The organism is Vibrio sp. TRT 1302 (genome assembly GCF_050113875.1).
In the GTDB taxonomy this organism is placed as follows: domain Bacteria; phylum Pseudomonadota; class Gammaproteobacteria; order Enterobacterales; family Vibrionaceae; genus Vibrio.
Map to the genome: position 1 here is coordinate 78,395 of NZ_JBNJOF010000010.1, position 17,486 is coordinate 95,880.

At 46.2% G+C, this 17,486-nt stretch carries 13 protein-coding genes; 11 read left to right on the forward strand and 2 right to left on the reverse strand.

Annotated features, from left to right (window positions below):
• The first annotated feature begins 17 nt into the window (after positions 1–17).
• From pyrI to ACQEXP_RS13300, 8 genes are all read left to right on the forward strand, one after another.
• The gene (pyrI, locus tag ACQEXP_RS13265; RefSeq protein ID WP_269377081.1) at positions 18–482 is read left to right on the forward strand and encodes an aspartate carbamoyltransferase regulatory subunit; all 465 of its coding nucleotides are present in this window, start codon (positions 18–20) and stop codon (positions 480–482) included.
• Positions 483–785: 303 nt separating this feature from the next.
• Positions 786–1,274 carry an arginine repressor gene (locus tag ACQEXP_RS13270; protein ID WP_269377080.1) on the forward strand — a complete coding sequence of 163 codons (489 nt, stop codon included), beginning with the start codon at positions 786–788 and terminating at the stop codon, positions 1,272–1,274.
• Positions 1,275–1,426: 152 nt separating this feature from the next.
• Positions 1,427–3,226 (forward strand): protein-disulfide reductase DsbD, encoded by a 1,800-nt coding sequence (locus tag ACQEXP_RS13275; protein ID WP_426970372.1) that lies wholly within the window; start codon positions 1,427–1,429, stop codon positions 3,224–3,226.
• A gap of 191 nt (positions 3,227–3,417) precedes the next feature.
• Positions 3,418–4,053, forward strand: a complete 636-nt coding sequence (locus ACQEXP_RS13280) for a response regulator transcription factor (RefSeq protein ID WP_138973021.1) — start codon at positions 3,418–3,420, stop codon at positions 4,051–4,053.
• 103 nt (positions 4,054–4,156) lie between these two features.
• Positions 4,157–4,780: a MarC family protein gene (locus ACQEXP_RS13285; protein WP_269377076.1), complete on the forward strand. Its 624-nt coding sequence runs from the start codon at positions 4,157–4,159 to the stop codon at positions 4,778–4,780.
• Between the two features lie 223 nt (positions 4,781–5,003).
• A complete protein-coding gene (locus tag ACQEXP_RS13290; RefSeq protein WP_426970375.1) occupies positions 5,004–5,267 on the forward strand; it encodes a DUF4212 domain-containing protein in 264 nt (87 codons plus the stop codon).
• Positions 5,268–5,279: 12 nt separating this feature from the next.
• On the forward strand, positions 5,280–7,007 hold the full coding sequence (locus ACQEXP_RS13295) for a sodium:solute symporter family protein (protein ID WP_269377075.1): 1,728 nt from the start codon (positions 5,280–5,282) through the stop codon (positions 7,005–7,007).
• 94 nt (positions 7,008–7,101) lie between these two features.
• Entirely contained in the window at positions 7,102–7,584 is a 483-nt protein-coding gene (locus ACQEXP_RS13300) for a hypothetical protein (RefSeq protein ID WP_426970377.1), read from the forward strand.
• A 162-nt stretch (positions 7,585–7,746) separates the two neighbouring features.
• Here the strand turns inward: ACQEXP_RS13300 and ACQEXP_RS13305 are convergent, their stop codons facing one another.
• Together ACQEXP_RS13305 and ACQEXP_RS13310 are read right to left on the reverse strand one after the other, a co-directional pair.
• Complete coding sequence (locus ACQEXP_RS13305) at positions 7,747–11,175, reverse strand: hybrid sensor histidine kinase/response regulator (protein ID WP_269377074.1); 3,429 nt, start codon at positions 11,173–11,175, stop codon at positions 7,747–7,749.
• Between the two features lie 117 nt (positions 11,176–11,292).
• The gene (locus ACQEXP_RS13310; protein ID WP_426970379.1) at positions 11,293–12,477 is read right to left on the reverse strand and encodes a 3-phenylpropionate MFS transporter; all 1,185 of its coding nucleotides are present in this window, start codon (positions 12,475–12,477) and stop codon (positions 11,293–11,295) included.
• A gap of 202 nt (positions 12,478–12,679) precedes the next feature.
• Between ACQEXP_RS13310 and ACQEXP_RS13315 the strand changes: the two genes are divergently transcribed.
• The 3 genes from ACQEXP_RS13315 to acs all read left to right on the forward strand — a co-directional run bounded on the left by ACQEXP_RS13315 (position 12,680) and on the right by acs (position 17,310).
• Positions 12,680–14,506, forward strand: a complete 1,827-nt coding sequence (locus ACQEXP_RS13315) for a DUF294 nucleotidyltransferase-like domain-containing protein (protein ID WP_426970380.1) — start codon at positions 12,680–12,682, stop codon at positions 14,504–14,506.
• Positions 14,507–14,515: 9 nt separating this feature from the next.
• A complete protein-coding gene (locus ACQEXP_RS13320; protein WP_269377071.1) occupies positions 14,516–15,148 on the forward strand; it encodes a 3'-5' exonuclease in 633 nt (210 codons plus the stop codon).
• A gap of 212 nt (positions 15,149–15,360) precedes the next feature.
• Positions 15,361–17,310, forward strand: a complete 1,950-nt coding sequence (gene acs / locus ACQEXP_RS13325; protein WP_269377070.1) for an acetate--CoA ligase — start codon at positions 15,361–15,363, stop codon at positions 17,308–17,310.
• The last annotated feature ends 176 nt before the right edge of the window (positions 17,311–17,486 follow it).

The following is a 17,486-nucleotide window of genomic DNA, read 5'->3' on the forward strand; positions in this document are numbered from 1 at the left end:
TAAGCAGGAGAGACATCATGGTGAAAGAAACTCAACTTCAGGTAGAAGCGATTCGCAACGGCTCTGTGATTGACCATATCCCTGCGCATATCGGTATCAAAATTCTTAAGCTATTTAAGATGCACAAAGCAAACCAACGCATCACGATTGGTCTTAACTTACCTTCATCGGCACTTGGTTCAAAAGACCTGATCAAGATCGAAAACATCTATCTGACGAAAGAGCAAGCGAGCCAGTTAGCTCTGTATGCTCCAAAAGCTACCGTCAATCAGATTGAAGAGTACAAGGTGATTAGTAAGCTGAATTTGACCTTGCCAGAAAGCATTGAAAGTGTTTTCGAATGTCCTAACAGCAACTGTATTTCACACGGAGAACCCGTTGAAAGTCGATTTAAAGTGCAACAGAAACAAGAGAATGTGCAGTTAAAATGCCACTACTGTGAAAAAGTATTCTCTCGTGAAATCATGACTGAAGCGCGCTAATTCAACTGCCATCTATACCTACTATTAAACCCTTCTAAACGTGCTGGATATTTATTCCCAATAAAGAATAAATATCCACACTCAACAGAATTTAAACTCAAAAAACACCATAATAACTAGTTGTTTGTTTGGCGATCTCTTTCACAATGCCACACAAAATTTGGTGTTAATCTATTTACCAAACGACAAATCAAATCACCAAAGAAGTGATTGCTCACAATTAAACAGCACTTATATGGAGTTATGTGCTGATACCAGCATGGATGATCGTATTCCTACGTCATGTTTTTTTGAGGAGTTCCCATGAGCGAAACTCTAACCTCGGTCACCGTTGATTACAGCGAAGATAAAACTCTTACTGCCGCTTGTAAGCGCCTTCTTCAGCAGCAGAGCTTTAGCACGCAAAACGAGCTGCGCGAAGCATTAGTTCGTATTGGTTTCGAAGGCATAAGCCAATCAACCGTATCTCGACTACTTTCACAATTAGGGGTAGTTAAAGTACAGAATGCTTGCGGTAAAAAGGTTTACTGCATAACAGTAGAAACTGCACCAGTTCGTGTGGAGTCCTCTATCTCATCGCAAATTGAATTTATTACTCATAACCAATCAATGGTTGTGGTTAAGACGCACCCAGGCAGTGCGCAATTGGTCGCTCGCCTCGTCGATATCGATCCACATACTGAAATTCTTGGTACTGTTGGCGGTAACGATACGGTGCTGGTTATTCCAAAAGATACCGATAATATCCAAGCCTGTGAAAGAGTTGTTCGCGCTCGCCTAGGCGTTTCTTAGCTCTCTAAGTGTTTTACACCCCTCAAGAACTGCGAGGGGTGTAGCAAGCACTTGACGAATATCTGTAATAATTCCATCAAGTTGAAACTTATTCGCGCTTTCTCCTGTCTGATTGAGTTAAAATGAATCAAATTTAACTCTGTGGCTCTTCTATGCGCGTCGTATTATCCTTTTTCGTCTTGCTGTTTTCCGTGATTTCAATGCCTGCAATGGCGCTTTTTGGCAGCTCAAACTCTGCGCCAACTTTCGGTCAGAACAGCAATTCCTTCGTGCCAGTCGATCAAGCCTTCCCATTCAATTCTTATCAGCAAGGGAATCGGGTATTTTTAGATTGGCAAGTTAAAGAGGGCTATTACCTCTACCAACATAGAATTTCAGTTAGCGGAGAAAACATCACCCTTGGTGATGTTGAAATGCGTGATGGCGAACCTTATAAAGATGAGTTCTTTGGTGAGGTAAATATCTACACTTCTCCACTGTTTGTCGAAGTTCCGTTAGCAGACTTTCAAGACGGTGCCCGTTTAATTGTTCAATACCAAGGCTGTGCCAAAGCAGGTTTCTGCTACCCGCCAGAAACTCGAGTTCTCGATCTGACCAGTTTTGACTTTCAAGAAAGTAGCGCAGTAATCCAAAACAAAGCAGCCAACGCTGTTAATGAGACATCACCTAAAACAGAATCTAACAATCCTCCAGTGTCTAACGAGTCTAAATTAGCCTCAAAGCTGAGCGATAACTGGTGGACTCCCCTACTATTTTTAGCCCTTGGTGTAGGTTTGGCTTTCACACCTTGCGTGTTGCCTATGTACCCGATTTTGACCAGTATCGTATTAGGCAGCGGTAAGCTCAGCCATAGTCGAGCTCTTGGACTGGCCTTTATCTATGTTCAAGGGATGGCAGTTACTTACACCCTACTTGGCTTAGTCGTGGCTTCAGCGGGTATGCAGTTCCAAGCGGCAATGCAACATCCTTATGTACTGATCGGACTCAGCGCACTATTCGTTGCGCTAGCGCTATCTATGTTTGGCCTCTACAGTTTGCAGCTTCCTAGTTCGGTTCAGACTTGGCTCAACAACCTCAGCAATAAACAGAAAGGTGGCAGCTCATTAGGCGTGTTTGCTATGGGAGCAATTTCCGGCCTAGTCTGTTCACCCTGCACTACCGCGCCATTGTCAGGAGCGCTTCTGTACGTTGCTCAAAGTGGTGACTTAGTCACCGGTGGTGTTGCACTCTACGCCTTAGCTCTTGGGATGGGTATTCCATTGATGCTCGTTGCGGTATTTGGCAATAAACTTCTGCCTAAAGCAGGCAATTGGATGGATCGAGTGAAAACACTGTTTGGTTTCGTGTTACTCGCCGCTCCTATCTTCCTACTTGAACGTATTTTGCCTGAAGCTTGGGCGACAGGTTTATGGTCCGCCCTTGGTCTAGCGGCATTCGGTTGGCTTTATCACGTTAAAAACTCACTCCCGTTTGGAGGGTGGAAACAAAGTGTCGTTGGGATAGTTGCGGTGCTCGGTTTATTCGCTTCAGCACAGCCAGCACTGGACTACTACTTTGGCAACACAGCAAGTGTTCAGAAACAGAGTCAAATCGAGTTCATTCGGATTGAAAATGCTGCCCAACTCGAACAGCAACTCGACTCAGCGAAAAAGCTCGGAAAACCAGTGATGTTAGACTTTTATGCCGACTGGTGTGTTGCATGTAAAGAGTTTGAGAAATATACCTTCCACCAGCAAGATGTTGAGTTGCGACTAAAGGATTTTGTTTTGCTGCAAGCCGATGTTACTCGCAACCAACCTCAGGATATCGAGTTACTGAAAAAAATGAACGTACTTGGCTTACCTACTATTGAGTTTTGGGATGCCAACGGAGAGTCAATTTCCAACGCTCGTATCACTGGATTTATGGACGCAAAAACCTTCCTTAATCATCTGAATAATCACCAGCTTTAAGCCATCTCTCGGCGTCCTTCAGTCATCGGAGGACGCTGATTAATCTGCTCTTTTCCATCACCCTCGCGCATCTATATGCAATATCACTAATAAAACCCGATACACTTCAGACTTTTAGCGCATAAATATTGTCCACACATGCAAAGATGTTAATAATTCTATTAACCAAACAGTCATAAGTAGTTAACGTCATGGATTCGACATACACCATAATCATCGCTGATGATCACCCGCTGTTTCGCAATGCCCTGTTTCAATCAGTGCATATGGCGGTCAGTGGTGCGAATCTGCTCGAAGCAGATTCTTTAGATGCACTTCTTTCGTTACTCGCGAAAGAGGATGAGCCAGACTTGCTACTCCTCGATCTGAAGATGCCTGGCGCCAACGGGATGTCCGGTCTGATGCAACTTCGTGCCGAATACCCTGACCTACCGATTGTTGTTGTCTCCGCGAGTGAAGAGCCTGCCGTAGTCACTCAAGTTAAAAGCCATGGTGCATTTGGTTTTATTCCTAAATCGAGTGATATGAGAGAGTTGGTTAGCGCATTAAACCAAGTGCTAAACGGTGATCCCTTCTTCCCAGAAGGTTCCATTACCAATAATGCGGCCTGTAACGATTTAGCAGAAAAAATTACCACTTTAACGCCACAACAGTACAAAGTTTTAGGAATGCTATCTGATGGCCTACTAAATAAGCAGATTGCTTATGAGTTAAATGTATCAGAAGCCACCATCAAAGCTCATATGACGGCGATTTTCAGAAAGTTAGGTGTAAAAAATCGAACTCAAGCAGTAATTTTACTTCAACAGCTTGAATCTGAAACTTAATTCACGAGAAATTCACACTGATGGCGCTGTTTTTTGCTAAAATGCTTGTATCAGGCATCAATCTGATTTACCCCTCTGTTCACTAACTCTGGGAGTACTTCTCTTGCTAAGCATTTTAATTACCCAATTCGTCGTCTTATGGGCGGTGATTGACCCTATTGGTTCAGTGCCAGTTTACCTATCTCAAACACAACACCTCACCGCCAAACAGCGCCGTCTGGTTGCACTAAAAGCGGTCGCTATTGCGACTGGGGTTTTGCTGTTTTTCCTCGTCGCTGGTCAATTGTTACTAGAGGCAATGCAGATTCCTCTGCCCGCCTTCCAAGCTGCGGGAGGACTGGTACTGCTATTATTTGCATTGACGATGATTTTTGGTGAGTCTAAGCCAGAACAAGAGACAAAACTGTCTCAAGAAATGAGCCATTCCGACTTAGCCGATCTTGCCGTCTACCCACTCGCCATTCCGTCAATCGCTTCGCCTGGCGCAATGATGGCAATCGTGATGCTGACAGACAATCATCGCTACGCCATGGTTGATCAAAGTATTACCGCAGCGGTTATGGTTCTGGTCCTGCTCATCACACTGCTACTGCTGCTAGGAGCAACTCATATCCAAAAATGGATTGGCAATGTCGGTGCCGCCATTATTAGTCGTGTTATGGGGTTAATTTTGGCTGCCGTTGCAGTCAATAACCTACTGATGGGGATCAAAGATTTCTATCTTTAGTAAAATAATTTCTGAGTTTGAACGGGAAACGTTAGACTTTAGGCTAATTTAACACAACATTAACATCACAAAAACAGCCACCACTTATCTTAAGCGCCTAATTTTTAGGCGCTTTTTGTTTTTCATGCCACGACTAAAGTTGAAAAGAGATCTTGTCTAACCCTTGCTAATGTAGACATTGAAACATTTTCTTAACAACAAAACCAATCGTAAGGAGGCGGCAATGGCGTTTGAAAGTCAAGATAAAGCCAAAGCCTATTGGGATAAGAACGTAAAACTGATGATCAGCCTAATGGTGGTTTGGTTTGTCGTTTCTTTTGGCTGCGGCATCTTATTTGTCGATGTACTCAATCAATTTCAACTAGGTGGTTACAAACTGGGCTTCTGGTTCGCACAGCAAGGTTCCATCTATACCTTCCTAGGTATTATTTTCTACTACGCGTGGAAGATGCGCCAAATTGACCGTGAATTCGGCGTAGATGAGTAAGGAGTAACTCAGATGGATTTGAAAACTATCACTTACCTCGTTGTTGGTGCGACCTTTATCCTTTACATCGGTATTGCGATTTGGGCACGTGCTGGATCAACTAAAGAGTTCTATGTTGCTGGCGGTGGTGTAAACCCAATCGCCAATGGTATGGCAACAGCAGCAGACTGGATGTCAGCAGCATCATTTATCTCTATGGCTGGTCTTATCGCATTTATGGGATACGGCGGTTCTGTATTCCTAATGGGTTGGACAGGCGGTTACGTACTTCTAGCACTTCTACTTGCACCTTACCTACGTAAGTTCGGCAAGTTTACTGTTCCAGAGTTCGTAGGTGAGCGTTTCTACTCAAACGCAGCGCGTATCGTAGCGGTTGTATGTCTTATCATTGCATCTGTAACTTACGTTATCGGTCAGATGAAAGGCGTTGGCGTTGCGTTTGGTCGTTTCCTAGAAGTTGACTATTCAACAGGTCTTCTGATTGGTATGTGTATCGTATTCATGTACGCCGTAATGGGTGGTATGAAAGGGATTACGTACACGCAGATTGCTCAGTATTGCGTACTCATTTTAGCTTACACCATTCCAGCAATCTTTATCTCTCTGCAACTAACAGGCCACGCTCTACCTCAGATTGGTCTAGGTAGTACGCTTCAAGGTACCGATGTTTATCTACTCGATAGGCTCGATCAGGTCGTGACCGAACTTGGCTTTAGTGAATACACTACCCAAGTCCGTGGTGATACGCTAAACATGTTTGTGTACACCATGTCACTTATGATCGGTACTGCTGGTTTACCACACGTAATCATCCGTTTCTTCACAGTACCTAAGGTACGTGACGCACGTACTTCAGCAGGTTGGGCACTCGTATTCATCGCGATTCTATACACTACTGCGCCAGCAGTATCTGCAATGGCTCGTTTGAACCTAATGGATACAGTAAACCCAGCACCTGGACAACACCTTGCTTACGATGAGCGTCCTGACTGGTTTAAGAACTGGGAGAAGACAGGTCTACTGAGCTTTGATGATAAGAACGGCGACGGCGCTATCCAGTACACATCTAATGCAGCAACCAACGAACTCAAAGTTGATAATGACATTATGGTACTGGCGAACCCAGAGATCGCTAAACTACCAAACTGGGTAATTGCATTGGTCGCAGCGGGTGGTCTTGCAGCCGCACTATCAACGGCAGCGGGTCTATTGTTGGCTATCTCGTCCGCGATATCCCATGACTTAATCAAGGGTGTAATCAATCCAAATATATCTGAGAAGAAAGAGCTTCTCGCCAGCCGAATTTCTATGGCGGTCGCCATTGCGGTGGCAGGCTATCTAGGCCTCAATCCACCAGGATTTGCAGCGGGTACGGTAGCTCTGGCATTCGGTCTAGCGGCGTCCTCTATCTTCCCTGCACTAATGATGGGTATCTTCAGCAAGAACATCAATAAAGAAGGTGCAATCGCAGGTATGATTGCGGGTATCAGTATCACGCTGTTCTACGTATTCCAGCACAAAGGTATTCTATTCATCCCTGATTGGAAATATCTAGAGAGCTGGGGCAGCAACTGGTTCCTAGGCATCGAACCAAATGCATTTGGTGCAATTGGCGCTCTATTCAACTTCATCGTGGCATTCGCTGTATCGAAAGTAACAGCAGAAACTCCACAAGAAGTGAAAGATCTGGTTGAACACGTACGTGTACCAGCTGGTGCTGGCGGCGCTGTTGACCACTAAAATCTAATCCAAACCACAAAAGCCCCATCTGGGGCTTTTTTCTTCTCAAATTTCAGTTACCGTATTCGCTGTCTGTTGTAGCAAGGAAGCCAAGATGTTCAAAAATAAGCACTTAGTCATCGCCTTACTGATCGCCCCGATTCTTTCCATCATTGCCTATTTCGGCGCAGATATCGCGTTGAGTGAGAAACCTCATGCCGCTGTTGAAGGGGAAACGTATAAGCTGGCGGCTAAGTCTAACTGTCGTTATACCAGTGGTTTATGCGACATGACCAACGGCGATTTTAAAGTGCAATTTCGCTCCGAAAAACTCACAGCACAAGGGCTAGAACTGTCGCTAAAATCCGCCTTTCCTTTAGAAGGGGTAAAACTGTCGCTGGTTAACGGCCAAGAGCAGAGCGGACAGCCCGTTGATATGCAATCCGCAGATAGTAGTGGACAACAATGGATGGTTTCCCTGCCGAAACCTGAATCTGAAGAGAGCTGGTTACGTGTGGCAATTCAGTCCAATGGCACACTTTACTATGGCGAGACACAGACTGCGTTTGTGAAGTATGAGACGTTGTTTACAGAATAGTAGCGAAGTGAATGTTGAAGGGCTGGCACACAGTGCCAGCCCTTTTATTTTAAGTACAAAAAGTGAAAGTCTTAACGGATAGCTCTCACTAGGCGCAGCCCGAACTCTCTTCTCGGAATGAAACCTTCTAGCTTCACTCCAGACGAAGTCCGTTCCAACGACCTAAACCCGATTCAACACCGCTCTCAATTTTAACGGCTTGACTGGCTTAGGAATAAAACTAAAACCGTTCGATTTAATGCCATACAACATATCTTCGGTGCGATCGGCGCTGATGATGACCCCAACAAAACTATCACCTAAACGTAAACGACATTGCTGTAGAACTTCTAGACCCGTGCGCCCATTATCAAGACGGTAATCTGACAATATCACGTCCGGCACCCAGTGCTCGTCTATTGACTGCAAGCAGCCCACCAAATCGATAGCCGTGCGAACATCACAGCCCCAACGTCCTAATAAGTTATCCATTCCGACCAAGATATCTTGTTCATTATCGACACAAAGAACTTTCAGATGACTAAGGTCAGAGACTGTGGTTGCAACACTCTCTTTAACCGGAGGCAGGACTTTTTCACTGCGTGCTAGCGTAATAGAGAAAACACTTCCCTGGCCCGGCCATGAGCGCATGGTGATTTGATGACCCAGCACATGCGCGATACCTTTTGATATGGCTAAACCAAGACCAAGCCCTTGATCTGAACGCACCTGACTACCACGGTTGAACTCCTCGAAGATCTCTTGTTGTTTGTCTTCGTCGATCCCCATGCCATTGTCCCAAACATCAATTCTCGCTTGCCCCCCAACACGCTTGACGCCAAGCACAACCTTTCCTTTAGGACTGTAACGAAATGCGTTGGTCAAAAAGTTTTGCACGACTCGGCGCAGTAGCTTAGGGTCTGATTGAACCAGCATCCGACTCGGTATCATTGAAAACTCGATGCCCTGTTGCTTGGCTAAGGCACTGAACTCGGCATTGAGATTGGACAATACGTCATTGATGGCAAAACCGTGAACATGAGTATCAAGTTTGCCCGATTCAAGACGAGAAATATCCAACAGGTCACCAATCAGATCTTCGGCAGCCCCCAATGCACTCTCTATATGACCAGACAACTGCTTGGTTTCCGGCTCGCTCGCAACCTCTGATAACGAAGACGCGAACAGACGAGCCGCATTGAGCGGTTGCATCAGATCATGGCTCACTGCTGCCAAGAAGCGAGATTTAGATTGAGATTCATGTTCCGATCGCTGAGTTGCCACAACCAGCTTTTTGTTCAATTGTTCTAGCTCTTGAGTTCGCTCTCTAACTCGCACTTCTAAGCGTTCATTGGCATCTTTTAGTGCCTGTTCAGCGTCTCGGAACACCGTAATATCAGTAAAGCTCATAACAAAACCGCCACCCGGCATTGGATTGCCCTGAACTTCAATGACTCGACCATCAGGGCGAACTCGCGACGAGGTATGCCGCGTACCTTGCTCTAAATGGAACACACGCCGACGAACATGTTCTTCAGGGTCGCCTGGGCCACATAGACCTTGTTGAGCGTTGTGGCGAATCACATCGGCGATCGGTCTACCAACCTGAATCAGTCCGGCTGGAAAAGTAAACAATTCGAGATAGCGCTGATTCCACGCCACCAGCCGCAACTGCTTATCGACCACCGCAATCCCCTGACCTATGTGTTCAATCGCACCTTGCAATAGACCTCGGCTGAAGTCATAGAGCTCTGACGCTTCATCCACGATGGTAGCTACTTCTTCTAACTGCATGTTACGTCCTTGCAGAGCCGAAGTTAGTACTAACTTTGCTGAAGAAGCACCAAACACACCAGCGAGTACACGCTCAGTATGGCGAATTAGGGTTGATGGAGCTTGCTGATTTGGCAGCATGGTTTCTCGCTGCTGGTGCCAATATTGTCGAAAGGCGTTACGCACTCTCTGACGACCAACGAAGCGAGAAGCAAGCATTTCTAATTCGCCGACTGTCACGCGACTTTGATAAAGGCTCATGTTCTCGCTTTCTGGTAATGGAGTACCAACGAATGAGGCGGATTGTAGTCGTTCACTCAAACTCGCGCGGGTAAACAGCGAAACAACAACATAGCAAAGAGCATTGAGAGAGATACTCAGCAATATGCCCCAATCAGAGTTAGTCACATCCCAATGCTGCAGCAAATCAGGGGGTGTAATCAGCCATAACAACAGATTACTCTCAGCGCTGCCCGCCAACATATCGGTTTGACTCATCAAAGTGATCAACCAGATGGTAAAGCCAACCGCTAAGCCAACATAAACCCCCTTTCGATTGCCCTGTCGCCAGTACATCCCACCTAGCAAGGCTGGGGCGAATTGAGTGATCGCTGCAAAAGAAAGAAAACCTATCGCTGATAAGGAGTGGATGCTACCCAACGCCTGATAAAAAGCCCATGCGCCAAGCAACAGCAACAGGATTAGCCCACGGCGAATAACCAACAGTAAACCGGAGAAATGTCGGTGATTACGCTGAGACAAGCGCATTCTGCGCAGCAACAGCGGCATGACTAAATCATTCGAGACCATGATTGCCAGCGCGATGGTCGAGACAATCACCATACCACTCGCCGCAGATGTTCCCCCCAAGAATGCCAGCAAGGCGACATCTTGCGCCCCAACAGCCATCGGTAGACTGATTACATAGGTATCAGGACTCGCATCGGTCAACAGTGATTGCCCGACCCAAGCAATTGGTAGGACAAAGATGCCCATCAAAATCAGGTAGATCGGAAATAACCAGCGCGCTGTGTGCAAGTCTTGCGCTCGTTCATTTTCTACGACCATGGTATGGAACTGACGCGGCAGACAGACAATTGCCAACATGGTGAGCAGGGTATGGATCAGTAAGGTTGGGATATTGGGCGACTGATAGGTTTGTCGAGCGATGTCAACCAACTCCACATCACTTCGGTTTAGTGCCAGAAATAGGATAAACAGACCAACCGCAAGGAAGGCCACCAGCTTGATAATCGATTCGAACGCAATCGCCATCATCATGCCACGGTGGTGCTCGGTATTATCGATATGACGTGTACCAAACAGCATGGTAAAGATAGCCAACGCAACAACAACAAACCAAGACACATCGAACCCTGACCCTTCGAACTGTGCGGGCAAATCTGGGGCGATGATCTCCAATCCCATGGTAATACCACGCAACTGGAGCGCTATGTAAGGGAGGATGCCTGCTACCGCGATTAAAGTAACCACAACAGCCAAACCTTGGGATTTGCCGTAACGTGCCGCAATAAAGTCAGCTATCGACGTAATATGTTCCCGTTTAGCCGTAATGATAAGGCGAGCAAGAATACGCCAGCCTAGAGTAAACACCAGTATTGGGGCTAGATAAATGGGAAGAAATGACCATGGGTTGCTGCTGGCCTGCCCAACGGTGCCATAAAAGGTCCAAGAGGTACAATACACGGCAATTGATAAGCTGTAGACCCAAGGTCGCCACTTCGCTAACCAAGAGTGTTGTTTATCACCGTACCAGGCAATGAGAAACAGCAAACCGAGATACAACAGTGATACGGTGATCACGAGCCAACCTTGCATCAGATATCCTTATCTTATTCATCCATGGTATTTGTTCTGGTCCGAAACAAAAAAACCTCTTCATATTGAAGAGGTTTCATTAAACTCATTAAAGCACACGAACTCAATCAAATAGGCTTAATTCTGTGCTTTGGGCTCCGCTTTCATTATCTGAACGGCACTGTGTCCTTGCGGCTCAACCTTAATAAATAGAGCCACCACTCCCATCACGGCCATCGCCCAGAAAATATTCGCACCCCAGTGTTCATATCCCCAGCCACTTAGGGTCGTCATTAGCGCGATAAAAGCACCCAGCGGAATCGCATTATATAAGGCTTGCAGTGCCACCATCTTGCGCTGCTCTGAATGCTGAATATATTGAATGGCGGCAATATGTGCCATAGCGAAAGTCACGCCGTGTAATAGCTGGATTGCAACTAAAGCTAACAAGGCCGTCGTCGACGCGGTTAGACCCCAACGAACGATCACCCCGAGTGCTGCGACGACAAATAAAGCGCGTAAACTCCAGCCAGAGAATAGACGTTTACTTAGAGCAAATACGGCCACCTCAGCCGCCACCCCTAAGCTCCACAAGTAACCGATAATGTCTTCAGAGTAACCCGCACCTTTCCAGTAAATGGAGCTAAAACTGTAATACGCCGCATGACTTCCCTGAATCATTGCAACCAGTAGTAAAAACTTAATCACCGGCAGTTCACGCAGCAACTCTGTCAGTTTAGGACGCTCAGCGTCATCTTCTGAGGTGGTCACGGGCATTGGATTAATGTTACGCGCCGAAAAGATGAGCGCGACAATGACACCTGACAACGCGGTATAGATAATCATATCTGAACCGTACTGAGCCACAAGATAGCCGACCACAGTTGAACCCGCGATAAAAGCAAGGGAACCCCATAGACGGGTACGTCCGTAGTCGAGCATCTTCAGCCGTGCATAGTAGTTTGCCATAGCATCAGAAAGTGGAACAACAGGGCCACAACAAAGGTTGAATAGTACCGTGGCCAACGCCATCAACCAGAAGCTTCCCCCAGTTAAGAAGTGAAATGCGACAAAAATAATCGAGGCCACCGTCAACCAGCGGAGTGCCGGGATTAAATGTTCGACTTTATGAATTCGAGGCGTCAGTACCATATTCGCGACGCAACGGGTCGCAAAACCAATGCCGACAAGTAGACCAATGTCAGTTGCGGATATCCCCTGCTCTTCAAACCATAATGCCCAAAACGGCAGATAGACGCCGTAGGCAAAAAAGAAGCCAACAAAATACTGGGATATCCAGCCATAAGGAGAAGGGGTTAACATCAAAACCTCGAAATACATCAAATAAGGGGCAAGGTATTATCGTTTGCTCAAGGCGGAATAAAAAGGGAAGAATTATCACAACTTAGTTTCCCTATTGTCATCTTAGAAAGTGTTCATGCCACGGGTTCGACCAAAGTCGTCTAGCACAATTGTCAAAATCCTGCACACTAAACGGATGTAGAGATCGCATGAGTCAGTCGCTATGCCAGATAAGTTCAATATGCAATCCCCACCCTTTGACCGTTTAGACCCTGAGCAGCAAAACAAACTGCGTAGCTCACTCGATGTGGCTTACTTTCGCGCCAAAGAGACCTTACTCCAGCCTGGTGTTGCCAGTCAGCATTTGCATATACTCATCAAGGGTGCCGTAGAGGAACGTTCCGAAGACGACAAAGAGATCTTTGCCCACTACGCCAATGATGACTTGTTTGATGTTCGCGCGCTTTTCGAAGAGACCGTCAAACACAGATATGTGGCACTCGAAGACACACTTTCTTATCTGCTACCAAAAGCAGTTTTTCTAGAGCTTTACAACGCCAATGGTCAATTTGCCGCTTACTTCGATAACAACCTAGCTCGCAGACAAGAGTTGATTGAAGCCGCCCAACAGCAGCAAAATCTCGCTGAATTTATTCTGACCAAAGTGGATAGCGACATTTATCATCCACCGATGCTACTGTCACCAGAACAACCACTCAATGAAGTGACACTCACTTTAAAGCAGAATGGGATTGATTCTGCACTCGTCAGGCTCAATGACGATGATGAACGCGTGGTGAGTGATCCGCATTCTCTGCCTTATGGCATTATCACTCGAACCAACATGCTTCACGCAGTCATGCTTGATGGTCATCCACTCGACACCCCAGTCGGTCAAATTGCAACGTTTCCGGTCATTCATGTCGAGAATGGAGATTTTCTGTTTAACGCCATGATTAAAATGACGCGCAATCGAATGAAACGCGTCATGGTCTCCGATGGTAAAGAAGCAGTTGGCATGCTCGACATGACGCAGATTTTGAGTGCTTTCTCCACTCACTCTCATGTACTGACCTTGAGTATTGCTCGCAGCTCAAGCATTGAAGAACTCGCACTGGCCTCTAATCGTCAGCGTCACCTAGTAGAAAGTCTGCTAAATAACGGTATTCGCACCCGCTTTATCATGGAGCTGATCTCTGCGGTTAATGAACAAATCATCGAAAAAGCTTTTGAACTGATTGTTCCTCCCGCCTTTCACGACCAGTGTTGTCTGGTTGTTTTAGGCTCAGAAGGGCGAGGAGAACAAATCCTCAAAACAGACCAAGACAACGCCTTAATTATTAAAGACGATGTGCACTGGCATCAGTGTGAAGCCGTCATGGAACAGCTAACACACACATTGCAGCAATTGGGTTACCCTCTCTGCCCAGGAAAAGTGATGGTCAACAATCCAAAGTGGGTCAAAACACAAACCGCATGGAAGAACACCATAGGCGTGTGGTCAAAACCCAACTCAGCCGAGCAAGTCATGGATCTTGCCATCTTCACAGACGCTCACGCGGTTGCAGGCAACAAATCGTTGCTGGAACCCGTCATGGCACATTTGAAAAAGATCATGTTCAACAACATGTTGGCGTTGCAAGACTTCTCTCGTCCCGCTTTACAGTTTTCTCTTCCGTTAACTCTGTTTGGCAACGTAAAGAAAGACAAACAAGGGGTGGATGTCAAAAGTGGCGGTATCTTCCCAATAGTGCATGGTATTCGCACCTTGTCACTCGAGTACGGTATTGAAGAGAAAAACACCTTTGAGCGTATCGAAGCCCTGCGCAAAAAGCGGATTCTAGAACCAGACACCGCTGACAACCTTAGCGAAGCCCTGAAGCTACTGTTTAAACTGCGCTTGAATCAGCAGTTAAGTAATCAACATAGCCACAACCGCATCGATCTCAGTCAGATAGACCGAACCGAGCGTGACTTGCTGCGACATAGCTTACATGTAGTGAAAAAGTTTAAGCAGTTCTTAGGCTATCATTATCAAATCAGGGATTAAGGCTTTACGATGAACTGGATAGTCCGCCGTTACTGGTATTACAAACTTAAAGGCTCGCCTTATCAGCCTCTATTTGCCTCTGTTAAAAAAGGCGAATATGTTTCGCTCGATTGTGAAACAACCAGTTTGGATCCTAATCGTGCAGAACTAGTAACGATTGCCGCGACCAAAATCATCGATAACCGAATCATCACCAGCAAACCATTTGAGGTGCGGCTGCGTGCTCCTCAGTCCCTAGATTCTGGCTCAGTCAAAATCCACAAGATACGCCACCAAGATCTCGCTGATGGTATCGATGAAAAACAAGCCCTCATTCAACTGCTAGATTTTATTGGCAATCGACCTCTGGTTGGCTATCACATTCGTTACGATAAGAAAATTCTCGATTTAGCCTGTCTTAAACAGCTAGGATTTCCATTGCCAAATCCGTTGATCGAAGTCAGCCAGATTTATCACGACAAGTTAGAAAAACATTTACCCAACGCGTATTTTGATCTCAGTCTCGATGCGATCTGCCGCCATTTAGATCTACCAATCCAAGATAAGCACGACGCACTTCAAGATGCCATTTCTGCTGCCTTGGTCTTCGTTCGCCTGACAAAAGGTGATCTGCCTAGTCTTAGCCTCCCCTACAGAAGCTAGTAAAAAGGCCAATTTAAATCCCAATTTCAAACATAGATCGCTAATTTTTAAGCAGAATTCTTCCTATCATCCTAAAGTCTAATTGTCGAATCTACTCCTGTGATTGAAAGTTATAGGCATAAGGATTTTACAACGTCGAGGTCAGGTGACCTTCTCGTTTTAAACGGACAATTGCTCGATTCACACTGAATTAAGCAACAAGGAGACAAGCAATGAGTGAAGCCCATATTTATCCGGTAAAAGAGAACATCAAGAAAAACACACACGCGGATAACGATACTTACCAAGCCATGTACCAGCAATCTGTCACAGACCCTGTTGGCTTCTGGAGTGAGCACGGCAAAATCGTCGACTGGATCAAGCCATTCACTCAGGTTAAAAATACCTCTTTCGACACAGGCCACGTCGACATTCGTTGGTTCGAAGATGGCACGCTTAACGTATCCGCTAACTGTATTGACCGTCACCTAGCTGAGCGTGGCGATGATGTCGCCATCATCTGGGAAGGCGACGATCCAAACGATGACAAAACACTTACGTTCAAAGAACTACACAAAGAAGTCTGTGAGTTCGCAAATGCACTTAAAGAACAAGGCGTACGCAAAGGCGATGTTGTCTGTCTTTACATGCCAATGGTCACTGAAGCGGCCGTTGCCATGCTTGCTTGTACTCGTATCGGTGCCGTACACACTGTCGTATTTGGTGGTTTCTCTCCTGAAGCACTTTCAGGTCGTATTATCGACTCTGATGCTAAAGTCGTCATCACCGCTGACGAAGGCGTACGTGGTGGTCGCGCAGTACCACTGAAGAAAAATGTCGATGAAGCACTCACCAACCCAGAAGTGAAAACCATCGAAAAAGTCATCGTGATGAAGCGTACTGGCGGTGATATTGACTGGCACGAGCATCGCGATGTTTGGTGGCATGAAGCAACAGCAAGCGTCTCGTCTGATTGCCCGCCTGAAGAGATGAAAGCAGAAGATCCACTATTTATCCTCTACACGTCAGGCTCAACAGGTAAGCCAAAAGGTGTTCTACATACAACGGGTGGCTACCTAGTGTATGCCGCAATGACGTTCAAATACGTATTTGATTACCAACCAGGCGAAACTTTCTGGTGTACAGCGGATGTGGGCTGGATCACTGGTCACACTTACCTCATCTACGGCCCGCTAGCAAACGGGGCAAAAACCATTCTGTTTGAAGGTGTGCCAAACTATCCTAACACCAACCGAATGAGCCAAGTAGTTGATAAACATCAAGTAAACATTCTGTACACAGCGCCAACGGCCATTCGTGCATTAATGGCGAAAGGCAACGAAGCTGTTGAAGGTACGTCTCGTAGCAGCCTTCGTATCATGGGTTCTGTGGGAGAACCTATTAACCCTGAAGCTTGGGAGTGGTACTACAAAACCATCGGTAATGAGAACTCACCAATCGTTGATACTTGGTGGCAAACAGAAACTGGCGGTATCTTGATCGCTCCACTTCCAGGGGCAACAGACCTAAAACCTGGCTCAGCGACACGTCCGTTCTTTGGTGTACAGCCTGCCCTAGTCGATAACATGGGTAACATCATCGAAGGCGCGACTGACGGTAACCTAGTCATTCTTGATTCATGGCCAGGTCAAATGCGTACCGTTTACGGCGACCACGAACGCTTTGAACAAACTTACTTCTCTACCTTTAAAGGTATGTACTTCACTAGTGACGGTGCTCGTCGTGATGAGGACGGTTACTACTGGATCACAGGTCGTGTTGATGACGTACTAAACGTGTCAGGTCACCGTATGGGTACTGCTGAAATTGAATCAGCGCTTGTTGCTCACCACAAGATTGCGGAAGCAGCAATTGTTGGTATCCCACACGATATCAAAGGTCAGGCAATTTACGCTTACATCACCCTAAATGACGGTGAATTCCCAAGTGCAGAACTGCATGCAGAAGTAAAAAACTGGGTACGTAAAGAGATTGGCCCAATCGCGACTCCAGATGTGCTGCACTGGACAGACTCTCTGCCGAAGACTCGCTCAGGTAAGATCATGCGCCGAATTCTGCGTAAGATTGCAACCGGTGATACCAGCAACCTAGGTGATACATCAACATTGGCCGATCCTAGTGTGGTTGAGAAGCTCATTGCAGAAAAAGCAGAGCTAGCGTAATTCCCCCTCCCCCTATACAACAAAACCGTCCATCGTGGCGGTTTTGTTGTTTCTAAGCCTGTCAAAACGAGAGTTTCACTGACTCAGCCGAATTAAAAATGTTACCTCGGTTACAAAAAACGACGTCCAAGGAGGGAGATTAGACCAGTAAATTGCTGCGATTTGCGCTGAATTGG

Excerpts from the sequence above, each read along its gene's own strand:
- ACQEXP_RS13300 (WP_426970377.1), top strand. The coding sequence starts at position 7,102 with ATGTTCAAAAATAAGCACTTAGTCATCGCCTTACTGATCGCCCCGATT.
- acs (WP_269377070.1), top strand. The coding sequence starts at position 15,361 with ATGAGTGAAGCCCATATTTATCCGGTAAAAGAGAACATCAAGAAAAAC.
- ACQEXP_RS13320 (WP_269377071.1), top strand. The coding sequence starts at position 14,516 with ATGAACTGGATAGTCCGCCGTTACTGGTATTACAAACTTAAAGGCTCG.
- ACQEXP_RS13310 (WP_426970379.1), bottom strand. The coding sequence starts at position 12,477 with ATGTTAACCCCTTCTCCTTATGGCTGGATATCCCAGTATTTTGTTGGC.
- ACQEXP_RS13305 (WP_269377074.1), bottom strand. The coding sequence starts at position 11,175 with ATGCAAGGTTGGCTCGTGATCACCGTATCACTGTTGTATCTCGGTTTG.
- ACQEXP_RS13315 (WP_426970380.1), top strand. The coding sequence starts at position 12,680 with ATGCCAGATAAGTTCAATATGCAATCCCCACCCTTTGACCGTTTAGAC.
- ACQEXP_RS13295 (WP_269377075.1), top strand. The coding sequence starts at position 5,280 with ATGGATTTGAAAACTATCACTTACCTCGTTGTTGGTGCGACCTTTATC.
- ACQEXP_RS13280 (WP_138973021.1), top strand. The coding sequence starts at position 3,418 with ATGGATTCGACATACACCATAATCATCGCTGATGATCACCCGCTGTTT.
- ACQEXP_RS13290 (WP_426970375.1), top strand. The coding sequence starts at position 5,004 with ATGGCGTTTGAAAGTCAAGATAAAGCCAAAGCCTATTGGGATAAGAAC.
- pyrI (WP_269377081.1), top strand. The coding sequence starts at position 18 with ATGGTGAAAGAAACTCAACTTCAGGTAGAAGCGATTCGCAACGGCTCT.
- ACQEXP_RS13270 (WP_269377080.1), top strand. The coding sequence starts at position 786 with ATGAGCGAAACTCTAACCTCGGTCACCGTTGATTACAGCGAAGATAAA.
- ACQEXP_RS13275 (WP_426970372.1), top strand. The coding sequence starts at position 1,427 with ATGCGCGTCGTATTATCCTTTTTCGTCTTGCTGTTTTCCGTGATTTCA.